The sequence below is a fragment of the Micromonospora sp. WMMC241 genome (assembly GCF_027460165.1).
GTDB classification, from domain to species: Bacteria; Actinomycetota; Actinomycetes; order Mycobacteriales; family Micromonosporaceae; genus Micromonospora; species Micromonospora humi.
In genome coordinates this window covers 5,057,939-5,073,861 of record NZ_JAPZBF010000001.1, presented here as the reverse complement: position 1 = coordinate 5,073,861, position 15,923 = coordinate 5,057,939, and the positions used below count along the sequence as shown (strand labels likewise).

At 74.6% G+C, this 15,923-nt stretch carries 18 protein-coding genes; 13 read left to right on the top strand and 5 right to left on the bottom strand.

Translation table 11 applies throughout. From position 1 onward, the window contains the following. Positions 1 to 5: 5 nt before the first annotated feature. On the bottom strand, positions 6 to 593 hold the full coding sequence (locus tag O7598_RS22860; protein WP_269693340.1) for a DUF3515 family protein: 588 nt from the start codon (positions 591 to 593) through the stop codon (positions 6 to 8). Then, positions 594 to 827, bottom strand: coding sequence for an Lrp/AsnC ligand binding domain-containing protein (locus tag O7598_RS22855; protein WP_013284547.1), 234 nt, complete (start codon positions 825 to 827; stop codon positions 594 to 596). It abuts the gene before it with no gap. Between the two features lie 167 nt (positions 828 to 994). Between O7598_RS22855 and O7598_RS22850 the strand changes: the two genes are divergently transcribed. Both O7598_RS22850 and O7598_RS22845 read left to right on the top strand, forming a co-directional pair. Beyond that, positions 995 to 1,933, top strand: a complete 939-nt coding sequence (locus tag O7598_RS22850) for a thiamine-phosphate kinase (protein WP_269693339.1) — start codon at positions 995 to 997, stop codon at positions 1,931 to 1,933. Between the two features lie 91 nt (positions 1,934 to 2,024). Continuing rightward, positions 2,025 to 2,492 (top strand): GNAT family N-acetyltransferase, encoded by a 468-nt coding sequence (locus tag O7598_RS22845; RefSeq protein WP_269693338.1) that lies wholly within the window; start codon positions 2,025 to 2,027, stop codon positions 2,490 to 2,492. A 3-nt stretch (positions 2,493 to 2,495) separates the two neighbouring features. Here O7598_RS22845 and O7598_RS22840 read toward each other — a convergent pair whose 3' ends face one another. Beyond that, on the bottom strand, positions 2,496 to 3,752 hold the full coding sequence (locus tag O7598_RS22840) for an ATP-grasp domain-containing protein (RefSeq protein WP_269693337.1): 1,257 nt from the start codon (positions 3,750 to 3,752) through the stop codon (positions 2,496 to 2,498). 183 nt (positions 3,753 to 3,935) lie between these two features. After that, positions 3,936 to 4,127 (bottom strand): 50S ribosomal protein L28, encoded by a 192-nt coding sequence (gene rpmB, locus O7598_RS22835; protein ID WP_091064024.1) that lies wholly within the window; start codon positions 4,125 to 4,127, stop codon positions 3,936 to 3,938. A gap of 219 nt (positions 4,128 to 4,346) precedes the next feature. Between rpmB and O7598_RS22830 the strand changes: the two genes are divergently transcribed. From O7598_RS22830 to O7598_RS22820, 3 genes are read left to right on the top strand one after another with little or no spacing between them, the layout of a single operon-like run. Further along, a complete protein-coding gene (locus O7598_RS22830; protein ID WP_269693336.1) occupies positions 4,347 to 5,957 on the top strand; it encodes a DAK2 domain-containing protein in 1,611 nt (536 codons plus the stop codon). After that, positions 5,954 to 8,155, top strand: coding sequence for an ATP-dependent DNA helicase RecG (gene recG / locus O7598_RS22825; protein WP_269693335.1), 2,202 nt, complete (start codon positions 5,954 to 5,956; stop codon positions 8,153 to 8,155). The genes O7598_RS22830 and recG overlap by 4 nt, the downstream gene beginning before the upstream one ends. 25 nt (positions 8,156 to 8,180) lie before the next feature. Further along, complete coding sequence (locus O7598_RS22820) at positions 8,181 to 9,119, top strand: serine hydrolase domain-containing protein (RefSeq protein ID WP_269693334.1); 939 nt, start codon at positions 8,181 to 8,183, stop codon at positions 9,117 to 9,119. 173 nt (positions 9,120 to 9,292) lie between these two features. Here the strand turns inward: O7598_RS22820 and O7598_RS22815 are convergent, their stop codons facing one another. Continuing rightward, complete coding sequence (locus tag O7598_RS22815; RefSeq protein WP_269693333.1) at positions 9,293 to 10,243, bottom strand: cell wall anchor protein; 951 nt, start codon at positions 10,241 to 10,243, stop codon at positions 9,293 to 9,295. Positions 10,244 to 10,490: 247 nt separating this feature from the next. On the opposite strand from O7598_RS22815, the gene rsmD reads away from it, so the two are divergent. From rsmD to mutM, 8 genes are all read left to right on the top strand, one after another. Then, positions 10,491 to 11,054, top strand: coding sequence for a 16S rRNA (guanine(966)-N(2))-methyltransferase RsmD (gene rsmD / locus O7598_RS22810; RefSeq protein WP_269693332.1), 564 nt, complete (start codon positions 10,491 to 10,493; stop codon positions 11,052 to 11,054). Then, positions 11,051 to 11,527 carry a pantetheine-phosphate adenylyltransferase gene (coaD, locus tag O7598_RS22805; RefSeq protein WP_269693331.1) on the top strand — a complete coding sequence of 159 codons (477 nt, stop codon included), beginning with the start codon at positions 11,051 to 11,053 and terminating at the stop codon, positions 11,525 to 11,527. Before rsmD ends, coaD begins: the two co-directional genes overlap by 4 nt. Before the next feature lie 214 nt (positions 11,528 to 11,741). After that, the gene (locus O7598_RS22800) at positions 11,742 to 12,239 is read left to right on the top strand and encodes a hypothetical protein (protein WP_091064048.1); all 498 of its coding nucleotides are present in this window, start codon (positions 11,742 to 11,744) and stop codon (positions 12,237 to 12,239) included. A 127-nt stretch (positions 12,240 to 12,366) separates the two neighbouring features. Continuing rightward, positions 12,367 to 12,930, top strand: coding sequence for a YceD family protein (locus tag O7598_RS22795; RefSeq protein ID WP_091064050.1), 564 nt, complete (start codon positions 12,367 to 12,369; stop codon positions 12,928 to 12,930). 5 nt (positions 12,931 to 12,935) lie between these two features. Next, on the top strand, positions 12,936 to 13,109 hold the full coding sequence (gene rpmF / locus O7598_RS22790) for a 50S ribosomal protein L32 (RefSeq protein ID WP_089156974.1): 174 nt from the start codon (positions 12,936 to 12,938) through the stop codon (positions 13,107 to 13,109). A 54-nt stretch (positions 13,110 to 13,163) separates the two neighbouring features. Beyond that, positions 13,164 to 14,201: a phosphate acyltransferase PlsX gene (locus O7598_RS22785; RefSeq protein WP_269694945.1), complete on the top strand. Its 1,038-nt coding sequence runs from the start codon at positions 13,164 to 13,166 to the stop codon at positions 14,199 to 14,201. After that, positions 14,198 to 15,034 carry a ribonuclease III gene (gene rnc / locus O7598_RS22780; RefSeq protein WP_269693330.1) on the top strand — a complete coding sequence of 279 codons (837 nt, stop codon included), beginning with the start codon at positions 14,198 to 14,200 and terminating at the stop codon, positions 15,032 to 15,034. The genes O7598_RS22785 and rnc overlap by 4 nt, the downstream gene beginning before the upstream one ends. Continuing rightward, positions 15,027 to 15,884 (top strand): bifunctional DNA-formamidopyrimidine glycosylase/DNA-(apurinic or apyrimidinic site) lyase, encoded by an 858-nt coding sequence (mutM, locus tag O7598_RS22775; protein WP_269693329.1) that lies wholly within the window; start codon positions 15,027 to 15,029, stop codon positions 15,882 to 15,884. Before rnc ends, mutM begins: the two co-directional genes overlap by 8 nt. Positions 15,885 to 15,923: the final 39 nt, after the last annotated feature.

Sequence of the window (15,923 nt, the reverse complement as noted above, 5' to 3'; positions counted from 1 at the left end):
CGGCCTCAGCCGGAGCAGCCCGAGGGGACCTGCTTCGCCGAGGGCACCGCGCTGACGATCGCGTCCGAGATCGGGGTCACCCACTGCAACGGCTGCTCGTACGCCTTCGGCACCCGGACCCGGACCGGGGTCTCCCGGTCGACGGTGGTCAACACCGTCGCGTCGGCCTCCTGCACGGAGTGCCAGCAGACCTTGTTGACGGTCCACACCTCGTCGGTCGGTTGCACCAGCGGGGCGCTCCCGCCGCAGGCCACGGTGAGCGCCGGGTCGCCGTAGGCGGCGTTCTGCTCGGGGCCCGCGGTGACCGGACGCTGCCGCAGGTCACGGACACTGTCGGGCAGCTGCGACACCAGCGCGCGGCAGAGGACGGCCGGCCGTTCGGCCAGTGCCGGGGCGGGCAGCTCGACCGGCGCGCTCGACTGCGCGCGGGGACTGGTCGAGGCGCTCGGCGTGGCGTCCGGCGACTCGGGGGCCAGCTTGGCGAGCGTGAACCCGGCCACCGCCACGGTCACCGGCACGGCCACCAGGGTCGCCCAGAGCGCGGCGCGGCGGGTGCCGCGGTCCCGGCGCGGGGTGGTCTCCGTCTCTTCCACTTACAGCCGCACCACCGAACACGTGAGGGTGCGGGTGATGCCGGGCACCATCTGCACCTTGCTGACGATGAGTTTGCCCAGCTCGTCGACCGTGTTCGCCTCGGTGAGCACGACCACGTCGTAGGGCCCGGTGACGGCGTCGACCCGAACCACGCCGGCAAGGTCCGCGATCAGACCGGCCACGTCACGCGCCCGACCGACCTCGGTCTGGATGAGGATGTACGCCTGTACCACGACTCGACCTCCGTCCGTCGCCGCCTGGGGCGGCCCGAAGGGTGAAACTACCGCACCGGGCGGGGGTGATCCCTATCGGTCGCCGGGTGGACGCGGTGAGCGAGCACACGTCGGTACGGGGACAGGGGTGGGACGTGCGGGACGACGGAGCGGGACGAGGGGACGGCATGACGGTCGCAGGTGTCGGGGAGTTCGGGCTGATCGACCGGGTGACCGCCCGGCTGTCGTACGGGGAGAGCTGCCTGCTCGGCCCCGGCGACGACGCCGCGCTGGTGGCGGCGCCGGACCGGCGGGTGGTCGCCTCCACCGACGTGCTGGTCGAGGGGCGGCACTTCCGCCGGGACTGGTCGTCGGCGCGGGACGTGGGTCACCGGGCGGCGGCGGCCAACCTGGCCGACATCGCGGCCATGGGGGCCACCCCGACCGCGCTGCTGGTCGCGCTCTGCATGCCCGCCGAGCTGGATCCGGCCTGGGCCGAGGAGCTGGCCGACGGACTGGGCGCGGAGGCGGCCGGGGTCGGCGCGAGCGTGGTCGGCGGGGACATGTCGGCCAGCCCGACGCTGACCGTCGCGGTGACCGCGCTCGGCGACCTGGCCGGCCGGGCGCCGGTGGTCCGGTCCGGGGCCCGGCCGGGGGACGTGGTGGCACTGGCCGGGCGGACCGGCTGGGCGGCGGCCGGCTACACCGTGCTGTCCCGCGGCTTCCGCACGCCCCGCCTGCTGGTCGAGGCGTTCCGCCGGCCCGAGGTGCCGTACGCCGCCGGGCCGGCCGCCGCGGCGGCCGGCGCCACCGCCATGATCGACGTGTCGGACGGGCTGCTCGCCGACCTCGGGCACGTGGCGACGGCCAGCGGGGTGGCGATCGACCTGGGCCGGGACGCGTTCGAGGTGCCCCGGCAGATGCGCGACGCGGCGCAGGCGCTCGGCGTCGACCCGTACACCTGGATCCTGGCCGGCGGCGACGACCACGCCCTGGCGGCGACGTTCCCGGCGGGCGCGGCGCTGCCGGACGGCTGGCGGCCGGTCGGGCGGGTGACCGACGGCGCCGGCGTCACCGTCGACGGCGCCGGCTACGACGGTCCGCCCGGCTGGGACCACTTCCGCTAGGCGGAACCGGCCGGCCTGCCCCGCAGTGATCTGCGTCCGACCTCGGCGGCGGGGGCGGGCCGGCCGTCGGGGCCGGTCGTAACCTGGCACGGTGAGCGAGATCGAGATCCTCCCGCGGCGCTTCGACGCGCCGGAGTCGCAGGCGTTGATCCGGGCGGCGCTGGCCGACCTGGGCGCGCGCTACGGCGGCAGCGGCGACGAGACGCCCGTCGACCCGGCCGAGTTCGTCCCGCCGGCCGGCGCGTTCCTGGTCGCCTACCTGGACGGGCGACCGGTGGGGTGCGGCGGCTGGCGCAGCCACGGCGAGGACGGCGAAGAGGCCGAGCTGAAGCGGATGTACACCGCGCCGGCCGCCCGGGGCCGGGGCGTGGCCCGTTCCGTGCTCGCCGCGATCGAACGGTCCGCGCGCGACGCCGGCCGCAAGCGGATCGTGCTGGAGTGCGGCGACAAGCAGCCCGAGGCGATCGCCATGTACACGTCGTCCGGCTACGAGCGGATCCCGAACTTCGGCTACTACCAGGACGCGCCGGGCTGCCTGTCGTACGGCCGCACCCTCTGACCGTCAGCCGACGGTGATGCGGATCTCCCCGGCGGCCCGGCGGGCGGCGACCGCCGCCTCGTCCGGGGTGGCGCCCCAGGCCATCAGGTGCCCGCTGCGGTGCGCCGAGGAGAGCAGCTCCGGCACGGTCTGCCCGACCTTCGTCTCGACCTGCACGTCGAGCACGCCCGGCACCCGCAGCGCGGCCCGCCGGCCGTCCACCGCGGTGACCCGGCCGGGCGGGGCGACCAGGAACTCGATGGCCGCCGCGCCGGTCGGCCGCTGCGGCAGCGCCGGGCGTTCGCCGCACAGCACCCGCAGGTACGCCTCGATGACGTCCCGCTCGTAGGCGATCGAGATGAGCGCGGTGATCATGTCGCCGGGCATCCGGGCCGCGCACTCGACGAGCGTCGGCACGCCGCCGGCCAGGATCCACTCGCTGTGCAGCATGCCGCTGCGGAAACCGGCCGCCTCGGCGAGGCGGACCGCCGCGGATCGCAACGCGTCGTGCTCGGCCGGGGGCAACGCGGACGGCACGGTGTGCCCGGTCTCCACCGGGTACCGGCCGCCGGCGACCCGCTTGTCGGTGACGTTCGCGAAGAGCACCTCGCCGTCGGCGACCAGCAGTTCCACGCTGTGCTCGGAACCGACCAGCAGCTCCTCGACCAGCACGCCGGTGGGCAGGCCGCGCTCGGTGGCCTCGGCCGGCTCGGGCGGGGTGGCGCTGGCCGCCCAGCGGGCCGGCAGCTCGGCCGGGTCGGTGATCAGTTGCACGCCGAGGCTGCCCGAGCGGCGGGTCGGCTTGAGCACGCACCGGCCGCCGTGCGCCCGGGCGAACGCGACCGCCCGCTCCGGGTCCTCGACCAGCTCGTAGGCGGGGTTGGCCAGGCCGATCTCGTCGGCGAGCAGCCGCATCCGGTGCTTGTCGGAGAAGACGTCCGCGGCGGTCGCCCCGGCGCCGGGCAGGCCGAGCCGGTCGGCCAGCCGGGCGGTGGCGCTCACCGCGTACTCCAGGCCGGGCAGGACCAGCCGGGCCCCGGCCAGGCCGGGTTCGCGGGCGACCAGGTCGTCGACGTCCAGGCCGGTCTGGTATTCCGCCGCCACCAGCCGGCCGATCAGCGGCAGCTCGGCGGCGAACCGGGTCAGCTCGCGGCGGCGGATCACGTCCGGCTCCTCGACCAGCACCACGCTGCCGGCCGGCAGCTCCTGGTCGAACCAGCGCAGTGAGCCGAACGACCCGCCGACCACCACCAGTTGCTCGCGACCCAGATCGAGGTGCACCGGTCGTTCCTCCCCACGGCTCGCGCCGGAACCGGACGGCCGACGCAGCAGCACCCTAACCGGCGCACGCCAGCCGGTCGCCGTACGGTCGGTCAGCCGTCGGCGCGGGTCGGTGGACACGACAGAAGCCGGCGGCCCCGAGGGGGCCGCCGGCGACCGACGATGTCCGGTGGTGCTGCCGGGTCAGGCCCGCGCGACCTTGCCGGCCTTGATGCACGAGGTGCAGACCTGGAGCTTCTTGGTGGTGCCGCCACCGGCCGGGGTACGCACCGACTGGATGTTCGGGTTCCAGCGGCGGTTGGTCTTCTTCTTGGACCAGGGCACGTTGTGGCCGAAGCCCGGCCCCTTGCCACAGACGTCGCACACGCTAGCCACGGGATACTCCTGGGATTGAAACGTTCATGAGGTCGCCGCCAGGCGCAGCCCGGGCAACCTGGTCAGGTTACCCGATGCCGGTCCGTACGCCCAACCGGCCCTGCGCCGAGCCCGCCCAGCGTACCGACCGGCCGGGCCGGACCGCCGCGCCGGTCGGACACGCCGGGCGGAGGCGGACGACCCCGGCGCGTGTCGGTGCGCGCCAGTAGGCTTCCCGACGTGCTGGACACCCTCGACGCGGCCGCGGTGCGCCGCTGGTGCACGAGCGGGCTGGCTGCCCTCCGGCGGCACCAGGGCGAGATCGACAGCCTGAACGTCTATCCGGTGCCCGACGGCGACACCGGCACCAACCTGGTGCTCACGTTCACCTCGGCGCAGCAGGCCCTGGCGATGGACCTCGGCACCCTGCCCGACGACGGGCACACCCCGCACGGGCACGCGCTGCGGTTGATGGCCCAGGGCGCGCTGCTCGGCGCGCGCGGCAACTCCGGCGTGATCCTCTCGCAGATCCTGCGCGGCCTCGCCGACCGGCTCGGCGCCGCGCCGGCGGTCCGGGGCCGGCAGCTCGCCGCCGCGCTGACCGACGCCACCACCGCCGCCTACGCGGCGGTCGCCCGACCCGTCGAGGGCACCCTGCTCAGCGTGGTCGCCGCGGCGGCCGGCGCGGCCCGGCGGGCGGACAGCGACGACCTGCGCGCGGTGGCCCGGGCCGCCGCCGAGGCGGCCGCCCGGGCGCTGGCCCGCACCCCCGAGCAACTTCCCGAACTGGCCCGCGCCGGGGTGGTCGACGCCGGCGGGCGCGGGCTGTGCCTGCTGCTCGACGCGCTGGTCGAGGTGGTCACCGGGGAGAGCCCGGAGCAGCCGGCGCCCGCGCCGCCCGCGCTCCGCCGGCCCGGGACCGCCGTTCGGGAGACCGGCTCCGAGGCGTACGCCTACGAGGTGCAATACCTGCTCGACGCCACCGACGAGGCGGTGGCCCGGCTGCGCGACGAGTTGGCGGCGCTCGGCGACTCGCTGGCGGTGGTCGGTGACGGCGCCGGCACCTGGAACGTGCACGTGCACGTCAACGACGTCGGCGCGGCCGTCGAGGCGGGCGTGGTCGCCGGCCGGCCGCACCGGATCGCGGTGACCCGCTTCGCCGACCAGGCCGCCCCGGCGACCGAGCGGGCGGCGCGCCCCGAGGGCCGGGCGGCCGTGGTGGTGGCGACCGGCGCCGGCATCGCCGAGCTGTTCGCCGCCGAGGGCGCCGTGGTGGTCCCCGCCAACCCGTCCACCGGCGAGCTGCTCGACGCGGTCCGGGCCACCGGCGCGGCCCGGGTGGTGGTGCTGCCCAACGACCCGAACACGCAGTCGGTGGCGAGCGCGGCGGCGAAGGAGGCGCACGGCCTCGGGGTGAAGGTGAGCGTGGTGCCCACGCGATCCCCGGTGCAGGCGCTCGCGGCGTTGGCCGTGCGCGACCCGAAGCGACGCTTCGAGGACGACGTCATCGCGATGGCCGAGGCGGCCGGCGCCTGCCGCTACGCCGAGGTCTGCCACGCCGGTCGGGAGGCGCTCACCGTCGCCGGCCCGTGCCGGCCGGGTGACGTGCTGGCCCTGGTGGAGGGCGAGGTGCACCTGATCGGGCAGGATCTGACCGACACCTGCACCGCCGTGGTCGACCGGATGCTCGGCGGCGGCGGCGAGCTGGTCACGTTGCTCTGCGGGGCGGACGCCCCGGCCGGGCTGGCCGACCGGGTGCGTGCCCACGTCGAGCGGTCCTGGCCGTTCGTCGAGGTGCAGGCCTACGAGGGCGGCCAGCCGCACTACCCGCTCCTGCTGGGGGTCGAATGACGAGCGAGCCGTCGACGGTGGACACGCCGCTGAAGAAGCTGGTGGGCGAGAAGACCGCCAAGGCCTTGGCCGGCCACCTCGATCTGCACACCGCCGGCGACCTGATCTACCACTTCCCGCGCCGCTACGACGAGCGCGGCGAGCACACCGACATCCGCTCGCTGGACGTGGGGGAGCAGGTCACCGTGCTGGCCCAGGTGCAGCGCACCGCGGTCCGCCCGATGCGGCAGCGGCGCGGCAACCTGCTGGAGGTCACCGTCGGCGACGGCTCCGGCGGCGTGCTCACCTGCACCTTCTTCGGCAACCAGGCGTGGCGGGAACGGGAGCTGCGCCCGGGCCGGTGGGGGTTGTTCGCCGGCAAGGTGACCGAGTTCCGGGGCAAGCGGCAGCTCAACGGGCCGGAATACGTTCTGCTCGGCGAGGGCGGCGACGGCGAGGCGGCGGCCAACGAGGAGGTCGAGGAGTTCGCCGGCGCGCTGATCCCGGTCTACCCGGCCGCCGCCGCGGTGCCGACCTGGGTGATCGCCCGCTGCGTCCGGGTGGTGCTGGACACGTTCACCCCGCCGGACGATCCGCTGCCCGCTGCCGTGCGGGCCACCCGCAACCTGGCCGACATCGGTTCCGCGTTGCGCGAGATCCACCGTCCGACCAGCAAGGAGGCGCTCTACCGGGCGCGCCGCCGGCTCAAGTGGGACGAGGCGTTCGCGGTGCAGCTCACCCTGGTGCAGCGCAAGCACCGGGCGGCGGCGTGGCCGGCGCGGCCCCGGCCGGCGAAGGCGGGCGGCCTGCTGGACGCGTTCGACGCCCGACTGCCCTACGAGCTGACGTCCGGCCAGCAGGTGGTGGGGCGGGAGATCGCCGCCGACCTGGCCACCGCCCACCCGATGCACCGGCTGCTGCAGGGCGAGGTGGGTTCCGGCAAGACGGTCGTGGCGCTGCGCGCCATGCTCCAGGTGGTGGACGCCGGCGGTCAGGCCGCGCTGCTCGCCCCGACCGAGGTGCTCGCCGCCCAGCACCACCGCGGCATCCTCGACCTGCTCGGCCCGCTCGGTCGGGCCGGTGAGCTGGGCGCCGCCGACGGCGCGACCCGGGTGGAGCTGGTCACCGGCTCGCTGGGCGCGGCGGCCCGGCGGCGCGCGCTGGCCGAGGTGGCCGAGGGGCGCGCCGGCATCGTGCTCGGCACGCACGCCCTGCTCTACGAGGGCGTCGACTTCGCCGACCTGGGCCTGGTCGTGGTCGACGAGCAGCACCGGTTCGGTGTGGAGCAGCGGGACGCCTTGCGCGCCAAGGCCGACCAGCCGCCGCACGTGCTCGTGATGACCGCCACCCCGATCCCGCGCACGGTCGCCATGACCGTCTACGGCGACCTGGAGACCTCCACGCTGTCCCAGTTGCCGCAGGGCCGCTCGCCGATCGCCTCGCACGTCGTCCCGGCCGCCGAGAAGCCGGCCTTCCTCGACCGGGCCTGGCGCCGGCTGCGCGAGGAGGTCACCAAGGGCCACCAGGCGTACGTGGTCTGCCCGCGGATCGGTGAGGGTCCGGTGTCCGACGAGGAGCCGCCGCGGGAGGACGACAACGGCCGCCGGCCGCCGCTCGCGGTGACCGAGGTGGCCCCGCTGCTCGCCGAGGGGCCGCTGCACGGGCTGCGGATCGGGGTGCTGCACGGGCGGCTGCCGGCCGACGAGAAGGACGCGGTGATGCGCGCCTACGCCGCAGGCGACCTGGACGTGCTGGTGGCGACCACGGTGGTCGAGGTGGGCGTCAACGTGCCCAACGCCACCGTGATGATCGTGCTGGACGCCGACCGGTTCGGCGTCTCCCAGTTGCACCAGTTGCGCGGACGGGTGGGCCGGGGCTCGGCAGCCGGCCTCTGCCTGCTGGTCACCGAGGCGGCCGAGGGCTCGTCGGCCCGCGAGCGGCTGGACGCGGTGGCCTCCACGACCGACGGGTTCAAGCTGGCGGAACTCGACCTGGAGCAGCGCCGGGAGGGCGACGTGCTGGGCGCGACCCAGTCCGGTCGGCGCTCGCACCTGCGGTTGCTGTCGTTGCTGCGCGACACCGACCTGATCCGGGACGCCCGGGCCGAGGCGATCGCGCTGGTGGAGGAGGATCCGGAGCTGGCCCGGAATCCGGCGCTGGCGGCCTCGGTCGCCGCGCTGGTCGACTCCGAGCGCGCCGAATATCTGGAGAAGGGCTGACACTTGCTCGGTTAGGCTCCGGCGGATGTCGATCTTTTCGCACGATCGCGGGGTGCTGCTGCTGGCTCGGGGCGACGAGGTCCTGACGGACCGGGTCACCGGCGCGGCCGACGAGTCCACCGGGGCGCCCTGCACCCCGGCCACCCGGTTCCAGATCGCCTCGATCAGCAAGCAGATGGCGGCCGTCGCGGTGCTGCTGCTCGCCGAGCGGGGCGTCCTGCGCCTGACCGACCCGGTGGTGCGCTGGTTGCCCGACCCGCCGCCGGCATGGTCCGGCATCACGCTGCACCACCTGCTCACCCACACCTCGGGCCTCGGTCACTGGGAGGAGCACCCGGCGATCGATCTCGCCGCGCCGGCCGAGCCGGACGCCCTGCTCGCCGCGTTCGCCGACGTGCCGCCGCTGTTCCGGCCCGGCGCGGGGTGGCACTACAGCAGTCCCGGCTACGTGCTGCTGGCCCGGACGGTCGAGCGGGCGACCGGCCGGCCGTACGCCGAGTTCCTGGCCGAGGAGGTCTTCGCGCCGCTCGGCATGACCGGTAGCTTCGCCGGGTCGGGCGACGGACGGCCGGACGTCGCGGTCGGGCACGAGGGCGGCCGACCGGTGCCGTCCTGGGACCTGGCGACCGTGAGCATGGGCGCCGGTGACGTCTGGTGCACGGGGGCGGACCTGCTCACCTGGCTCGACGTGCCGCGTCGGGGCCGGCTGCTCGCCCCGGCCTCGGTGGCCGCGCTGACCGCGCCGCACGCGCCCACCGGCAAGCCCGGCGAGGCGTACGGCTACGGGTTCTTCGTCGGCCCGCTCGCCGGCCGGCGGGCGGTCCACCATTCCGGGGACAACGGCGGCTACAAGGCGTTCGCCGCCTGGCTGCCCGACACCGACCACCGCCTGGTGCTGCTGACCAACCAGGCCGAGATCGATCCGGTGGCGGTCACGTCCGTCCTCGACTCCGACCCGGCATGATCCACACCAGTTCGGCGAGGTGGCGGGATCAGGCGGTGTGATCCACACCAGCTCGGCGTGGTGGGGGTGTCCCGCGTGGTGTGAACCCGCCACCTCGGCGTGCTGGAGTGGATCACGCGGCGAGGGCGCGCCGACCGGGTGGTCGACGCGCCCTCGACGGTGAAGCTGGTGGATCAGGCGGTGAAGCTGATCCGGCGGCGGCGGGCCACCACGTACAGCACCGCGCCGGCGCCCAGCAGCAGCGCCGCGCCACCGGCGATGGCGCCCGCGGCCGGGCCGGTCACCGGCAGGCCGCCACCCTGGCCGGAGCAGTCCTCCGGCTGGGTGTACGGGATGGTCTCGGACTCCTCGACCACGTCGTACTTCACGGTGACCTTGAGACCCTTGTACGCGTCGAACTCGACCGAGGTGGTCTTGCCCGGCTCGGAGACGAGCTTCTTGGTGACGCCCTTCTCGGTGGTCAGCGTGGCGTTGAAGGGGATGCCCTTCGCCGGGTTCTCCACGGTGAAGGTCATCGAGTCGCAGTCCTGGTCGAGCTTGAAGATCGGCTCCGCCGGCTCGGCCGGGGCGGACGGTGTCGCGGACGGGCTCGGCGGGGTGGACGCGGACGGCGTCGGGGTGGGCGTCGGCGGCTCGCTCGGCTCCGGCGTCGCACTCGGCGTCGGCGTCGGGGTGCTCGGCGACGGCGAGGGGCTCTCCTCGACCTCGCAGTTGCGGCTGGGCTGGGCCACCACGGTGCGCTCACCGTCGTGCGACTGCCGGCCCCGCTCCCAGTGCGCCCCGACGGTGAGCTTCAGCTCGGGGATGGCGCCGGTGAACGTGTGGGTCTGGGTGCCGGTCAGCGGCCCCTCGCTCTGCTTCTTCAGCTCCGCGCCCACGGCCAGACCGCCGGTGATGTCGCCGGGCACGGTGGATTCGAGCTTGGTGATCCGGCCCGAGATGTCGCGCTCGCTGCTGATCACCGACCAGGTGACGGTGACCTTGCCGTCCTTGGTGGCGCAGTAGCTGCCGGAGGGCTCGGGGTGGTGGGCGGCGGCCGGGGCGGCGACGGTGGCCACGCCCGCGAGGCCGATCAGCGCGCCGGCGGTGAGGACGGCGGCACGCCGGAGGTGGAGACGGTTCACGTCTTCTCCTGAGGGGGGAGGATGGGAGAGGAGTGCGGCGGACGGACCGGAGTCGCGCGTCCGCACGGCAACCGGGCAGACCCTAGCGAGATCGACACCGCGGGCGTTACCGCGATCTACGGGTCGTAAAGGGTCCGTTATGAATTCGAGATCATTGATGTACGCGGGGTCACCGGTCGTCGCTGCGGGTGGTATGCCGACCGGCTTCCCCGGTCGCGTAGCGTCGGGGCATGCGCAGGGGACGACGGTGACCCGGATCGTGGCCGGCACGCTCGGCGGGCGGCGGATCGCCGCGCCGCCCGGCGCCGGCACCCGACCGACCTCGGACCGGGTGCGGGAGGCGCTGTTCAGCGCCGTGCAGGCCGACCTCGACCTGGCCGGGGCGCGCTTCGCCGATCTCTACGCCGGCTCCGGCGCGGTCGGTCTGGAGGCGCTGTCCCGGGGCGCCGCCCACGTGCTGCTGGTCGAGTCGGACGCCCGGGCCGCCCGGGTGGTCCGGGAGAACATCGCCGCGCTGCGGGCCGCCCCGGCCGCCCGCCTGGTGACCGGCAGGGTGGGCAGCGTCCTGGCGGCCGGGCCGGACGGCGGGCCGTACGACGTGGTCTTCGCCGATCCGCCCTACGCGATGCCGGACGCGGAGATCACCGCGATGCTGGCCGCGCTCGTCGATGGCGGCTGGCTCGCCCCGGACGCCCTGGTGATCGTGGAGCGGTCCCGCCGCACCGGACCGGTCGGCTGGGTGGAGGGCGTCACCGGGGAGCGCAGTCGCCGCTACGGCGAGACCACGCTTTGGTACGGTCGCCGATCATGAGACGTGCGGTCTGCCCGGGCTCGTTCGACCCGGTCACCAACGGTCACCTCGACATCATCGGCCGGGCGAGCCGACTCTTCGACGAGGTGATCGTCGGTGTGTTGATCAACCAGTCGAAGCAGGGGTTGTTCAGCGTCGAGGAGCGGATCAAGATGCTCCGCGAGGTGACCTCCTCCTACGACAACGTCCGGGTGGAGTCGTTCCGCGGCCTGCTCGTCGACTTCTGCCGGGACCAGCAGGCGAGCGTGCTGATCAAGGGCCTGCGCGCGGTCAGCGACTTCGACTACGAGTTGCAGATGGCCCAGATGAACGTCGGTCTGGCCGGCGTGGAGACGCTCTTCATGCCGACCAACCCGCTCTATTCGTTCCTCTCCTCCAGCCTGGTCAAGGACGTGGCCAAGTGGGGCGGCGACATCTCCGCCCACGTCCCCGACCTGGTCCGCGAGCAGCTCGTCACCCGTCTCCGCCCCTGACTCACCCGCCGATCTCGCACTTGCGGCCCGCCGTTCGTCCGTTCGGGGCGGAATGTCGGGGCGGAAAGTGCAAGATCGACGAGAGCGGGTGGGGCGACGCGCGGGGGCGGGTCGGGCGGGAGTGGGCGGGGCGCGACATGATGGGGGTTGGCGCCGAAAATGGGCGCAGGCCGCATCATGGAGGGCGGCCGACGAAGACAGGAGTGAGGCGCCGGTGGACCCGCTCGATCGCATCGACGAACTGATCGCCATGGTGGAGCAGGCCCGCTCCGTCCCGATGTCGCGCAACAACTGCATGGTCGACCGCGGCGAGATGATCGCGGCGCTCGACGAGATGCGTGCCGAGCTCCCCGCGGACCTGCGCCGCGCCGCCGCGCTGCTGGAGGAGCGGGACAAGATCATGGAGGCCGGCAAGCGCGAGGCCGACCGGATCATCAGCGAGGGTGAGGCGGAACACGCCCGGCTGGTCTCGGTGAACGAGATCACGGTCTCGGCCGAGCACGAGGGCGCCCGGATCATCGCCGAGGCGCGCGCCGAGGCGCAGCGCCTCCGCGAGGAGGTGGACGACTACGTCGACACCGCGCTCGCCAACTTCGAGCAGTTCCTGACCCGGGCGCTGGCCTCGATAGAGCGCGGCCGGGACAAGATGCACGCGCTGCGCGAGATCGGCACCTTCGCTGGGGACGAGGCCGAGCGCCCGCTACCCTTCTGAGCGGCGCACGGGCCGGTCGCCGACAGCCGGCTGCCGCCGGGCCCGGGGTGGGCACGCCCCCGGTTCGACGGTCCGCCCCCCTGCCAGGTAACCTTTTTTGTCGGCCTCTCACGGCCGGAGTCTGACTATGCCCAAACATTCGCCTCGCCAACTCGACCCCAGGGCGCCGCTGGTCCTCGACACGAGGGACCTGCCGCGTCGCCCTGGCGCGTTGCGTGAGCTCCGGCGGGTGGTGACGGCACCGGCGGACCTCGGTGTGGAGTTGATCAGCGTGCCGGAGGGCGCGGACCTCGACCTCGACCTGAGGTTGCAGTCGGTGTCCGAGGGCGTGCTCGTCTCCGGGACCGTTGCCGGTCCCGTCAAGGGCGAGTGCGGCCGTTGCCTGCGCGAGATCGACGACTCGGTGGTCGTCAACGTCCAGGAGCTGTACGCGTACGAGGACAGCACCACGGACGAGACGACCGACGAGGACGAGGTGGGCCGGATGCAGGGCGATCTGATCGACCTGGAACCGGCGTTGCGGGACGCGGTGGTGCTCGCGCTGCCGACCAACCCGCTCTGCCGGGAGGACTGCCCAGGCCTGTGCCCCGAGTGTGGGGTGCACTGGGACGATCTGCCGGCCGACCACAGTCACCAGCAGATCGACCCGCGTTGGGCGGGCCTGTCGCAACTGAACCGTACAGAGGAGTAGGAACCGTGGCCGTCCCCAAGCGCAAGATGTCGCGCAGCAACACCCGCGCCCGCCGGGCGAACTGGAAGGCCTCGGTGGTGGCGACCGTTGCCTGCCCGCAGTGCAAGTCGCCGAAGCTGCCGCACGCTGCCTGCTCCGTCTGCGGCACGTACAACGGCCGCCAGGTCCTCGAGGTCTGACCTGGACGCCGAGTGACGCCCCCGACCACTTCTCGGGTGGCGCGCGCACCACGGCTGAAGCCCGGTGCCCCGGCTCCCTCCGCCGCCGGCCGTACCCCGGCCGGCCGGCCGTCGGAGCCGGGCACCGCGCGGATCGCCGTCGACCTCCTCGGCGGGGACGATGCTCCCGCCGTCGTGGTTGACGGCGCTCTGCGGGCGGTGCGTACCGATCCTGACCTGCGCCTGCTGCTCGTCGGTCCGACCGAGGTCGCCGACGGGCTGCTCGGTGCGCTCGACCCGACGCAGCGTGCCCGGGTCACGGTCCGCCCGGTGCGGGCCGCCGTCGGCATGGCCGATGATCCGACCGCCGCCCGCGGCGAGAGCACGGTCCGCACGGCCGTGCAGGCCGTCCAGGACGGCTTCGCCGACGCCGTGGTCTCCGCCGGCTCGACCGGCGCCACCGTCACCGCCGCCGCGCTCGGCCTGGGCCGCTGGCCCGGGGTACGCCGACCCGCGCTGGTCGCCACGCTGCCCGCGGTCGACGGGCCGGTGGTGCTGCTGGACGTCGGCGGCACCCTGGAGCCCGGCCCGGCCACGCTGGCCCGGCACGCCGTCCTCGGCGCCGCCTACGCGGCCGTGGCCCACACGGTCGCCGCACCCCGGGTGGGGCTGCTCTCCGTCGGCCACGAGGCGGGCAAGGGCGACCGGTTGCGCCGGGCCGCCGACCCCGCCCTCGCCGCCGTGCCGCTGCCCTGCGGCGCCCGGTACGTCGGCCTGGTCGAGGGGTACGACATCTCCCTCGGCACCCGGGTCGACGTGGTGGTGACCGACGGATTCACCGGCAACGTCCTGCTCAAGGCCATCGAGGGCGCGTACGCCATGGCCGGTGGGCCGCCGGCGAACGGCGGCGCGCCCCGCGCGGCGGCCCTGCTCGGGGTGGGCGGCACCGTGGTGGTGTGCCACGGCGCCGCCGGCCCGGACGACGTCGCCTCGGGCATCGCGCTGGCCGCCCACCTGTGGCGTCGCGACGCCGCCGGCACGGTCCGTGCCCTGCTCGCCGAGATCCCGCACGATCCCGCACCTGACCGCAACGACACCGAGGTAGCACCATGACCAACGAGAAGCGGCGGCGTGCTCCCGTCAGCCACCTGGAGGCGGCCTTCGGCGTGTCGCTCGACCCGGAGCTGCTGGAGCGCGCGCTGACCCACCGCTCGTACGCGTACGAGAACGGCGGCCTGCCCACCAACGAGCGGCTGGAGTTCCTGGGCGACTCGGTGCTCGGCGTGGTGATCACCACCGCGCTCTTCCACAACCACCCCGACCTGCCCGAGGGGCAGCTCGCGAAGCTGCGGGCCAGCGTGGTCAACATGCGCGCGCTGGCCGACGTGGCGCGCGGTCTCGGCCCGGACGGGCTCGGCGCCTACCTGCTGCTGGGCAAGGGCGAGGAGGCCACCGGCGGCCGGGACAAGGCGAGCATCCTCGCCGACACGCTGGAGGCGCTGCTCGGTGCCATCTACCTCCAGTACGGGCTGGACACCGCGGCCATCGTGATCCACCGGCTGTTCGACCCGCTGATGGCGGAGTCGGCCGGCCGGGGCGCGGCGCTGGACTGGAAGACCAGCCTCCAGGAGTTGACCGCCGCGTTGGGTCTGGGCGTGCCGGAATACCGGATCGAGGGCACCGGCCCGGACCATCTGAAGACGTTCACCGCCTGGGTGGTGGTGGCCGGCAACCGGTACGGCGGCGCGGAGGGGCGCAGCAAGAAGGAGGCCGAGCAGCGGGCCGCCGAGTCGGCCTGGCGGATGCTGACCGAGCAGGCGGAGGCGACCGCGCGGGCGGAGGCCGAGGCGCGGGCGGAGGCCGAGGCGCGGGCGGCGGCCGAGGCGCCGACCGAGGCCAGGGCGGTCGACCCGGAGGACGCCGAGGCGGGCGCCGGCCGTGCCTGAGCTGCCCGAGGTGGAGACCGTCCGGCAGGGGCTGGCCCAGTGGGTCGTCGGCCGGCGGATCACCACCGTCGAGGTACGCCACCCGCGGGCGGTACGCCGGCACGCGCCGGGCGGGGCGCACTTCGCCGACGTGCTGGCCGGCCGGACGATCACCGGCGTACGCCGCCGGGGCAAGTACCTGTGGCTGCCGCTGGACAGCGGGGACGCGGTGATCGGCCACCTCGGCATGTCCGGCCAGTTGCTGCTGCAACCGGCGGACGCGGCGGACGAGCTGCACCTGCGGGTCCGCTTCCGGTTCGCCGACGACGGTCCGGAGCTGCGCTTCGTCGACCAGCGCACGTTCGGCGGGCTGTCGGTCTCCTCCGGTGGGGCGGAGCTGCCGGCCGAGATCGCGCACATCGCCCGGGACCCGATGGATCCGGAGTTCTCCGACGACGGGTTCGTGGCCGCGTTGCGGCGCAGGCGCACCGAGATCAAGCGGGCGTTGCTCGACCAGACGCTGATCTCCGGGGTGGGCAACATCTACGCCGACGAGGCGCTGTGGCGCGCGAAGCTGCACGGCGTCCGGCCGACCGACGCGCTGACCCGGCCGGCGGCGCTGCGGCTGCTCGGCCACGTGCGCGACGTGCTGGGCGAGGCGATCAAGCAGGGCGGCACCAGCTTCGACGAGCTGTACGTCAACGTCAACGGCGAGAGCGGCTACTTCGACCGGTCGCTCAACGCGTACGGCCGGGAGGGGGAGCCCTGCCCGCGCTGCGGCGCGCCGATCCGGCGCGAGGCGTTCATGAACCGGTCCTCCTACAGTTGCCCGCGCTGCCAGCCGCGCCCTCGGGGCAGCCTCCGGGGATGACCCGGAGCCGGTTCGGGGTTGCGCCGGTGTGCTGCGCCG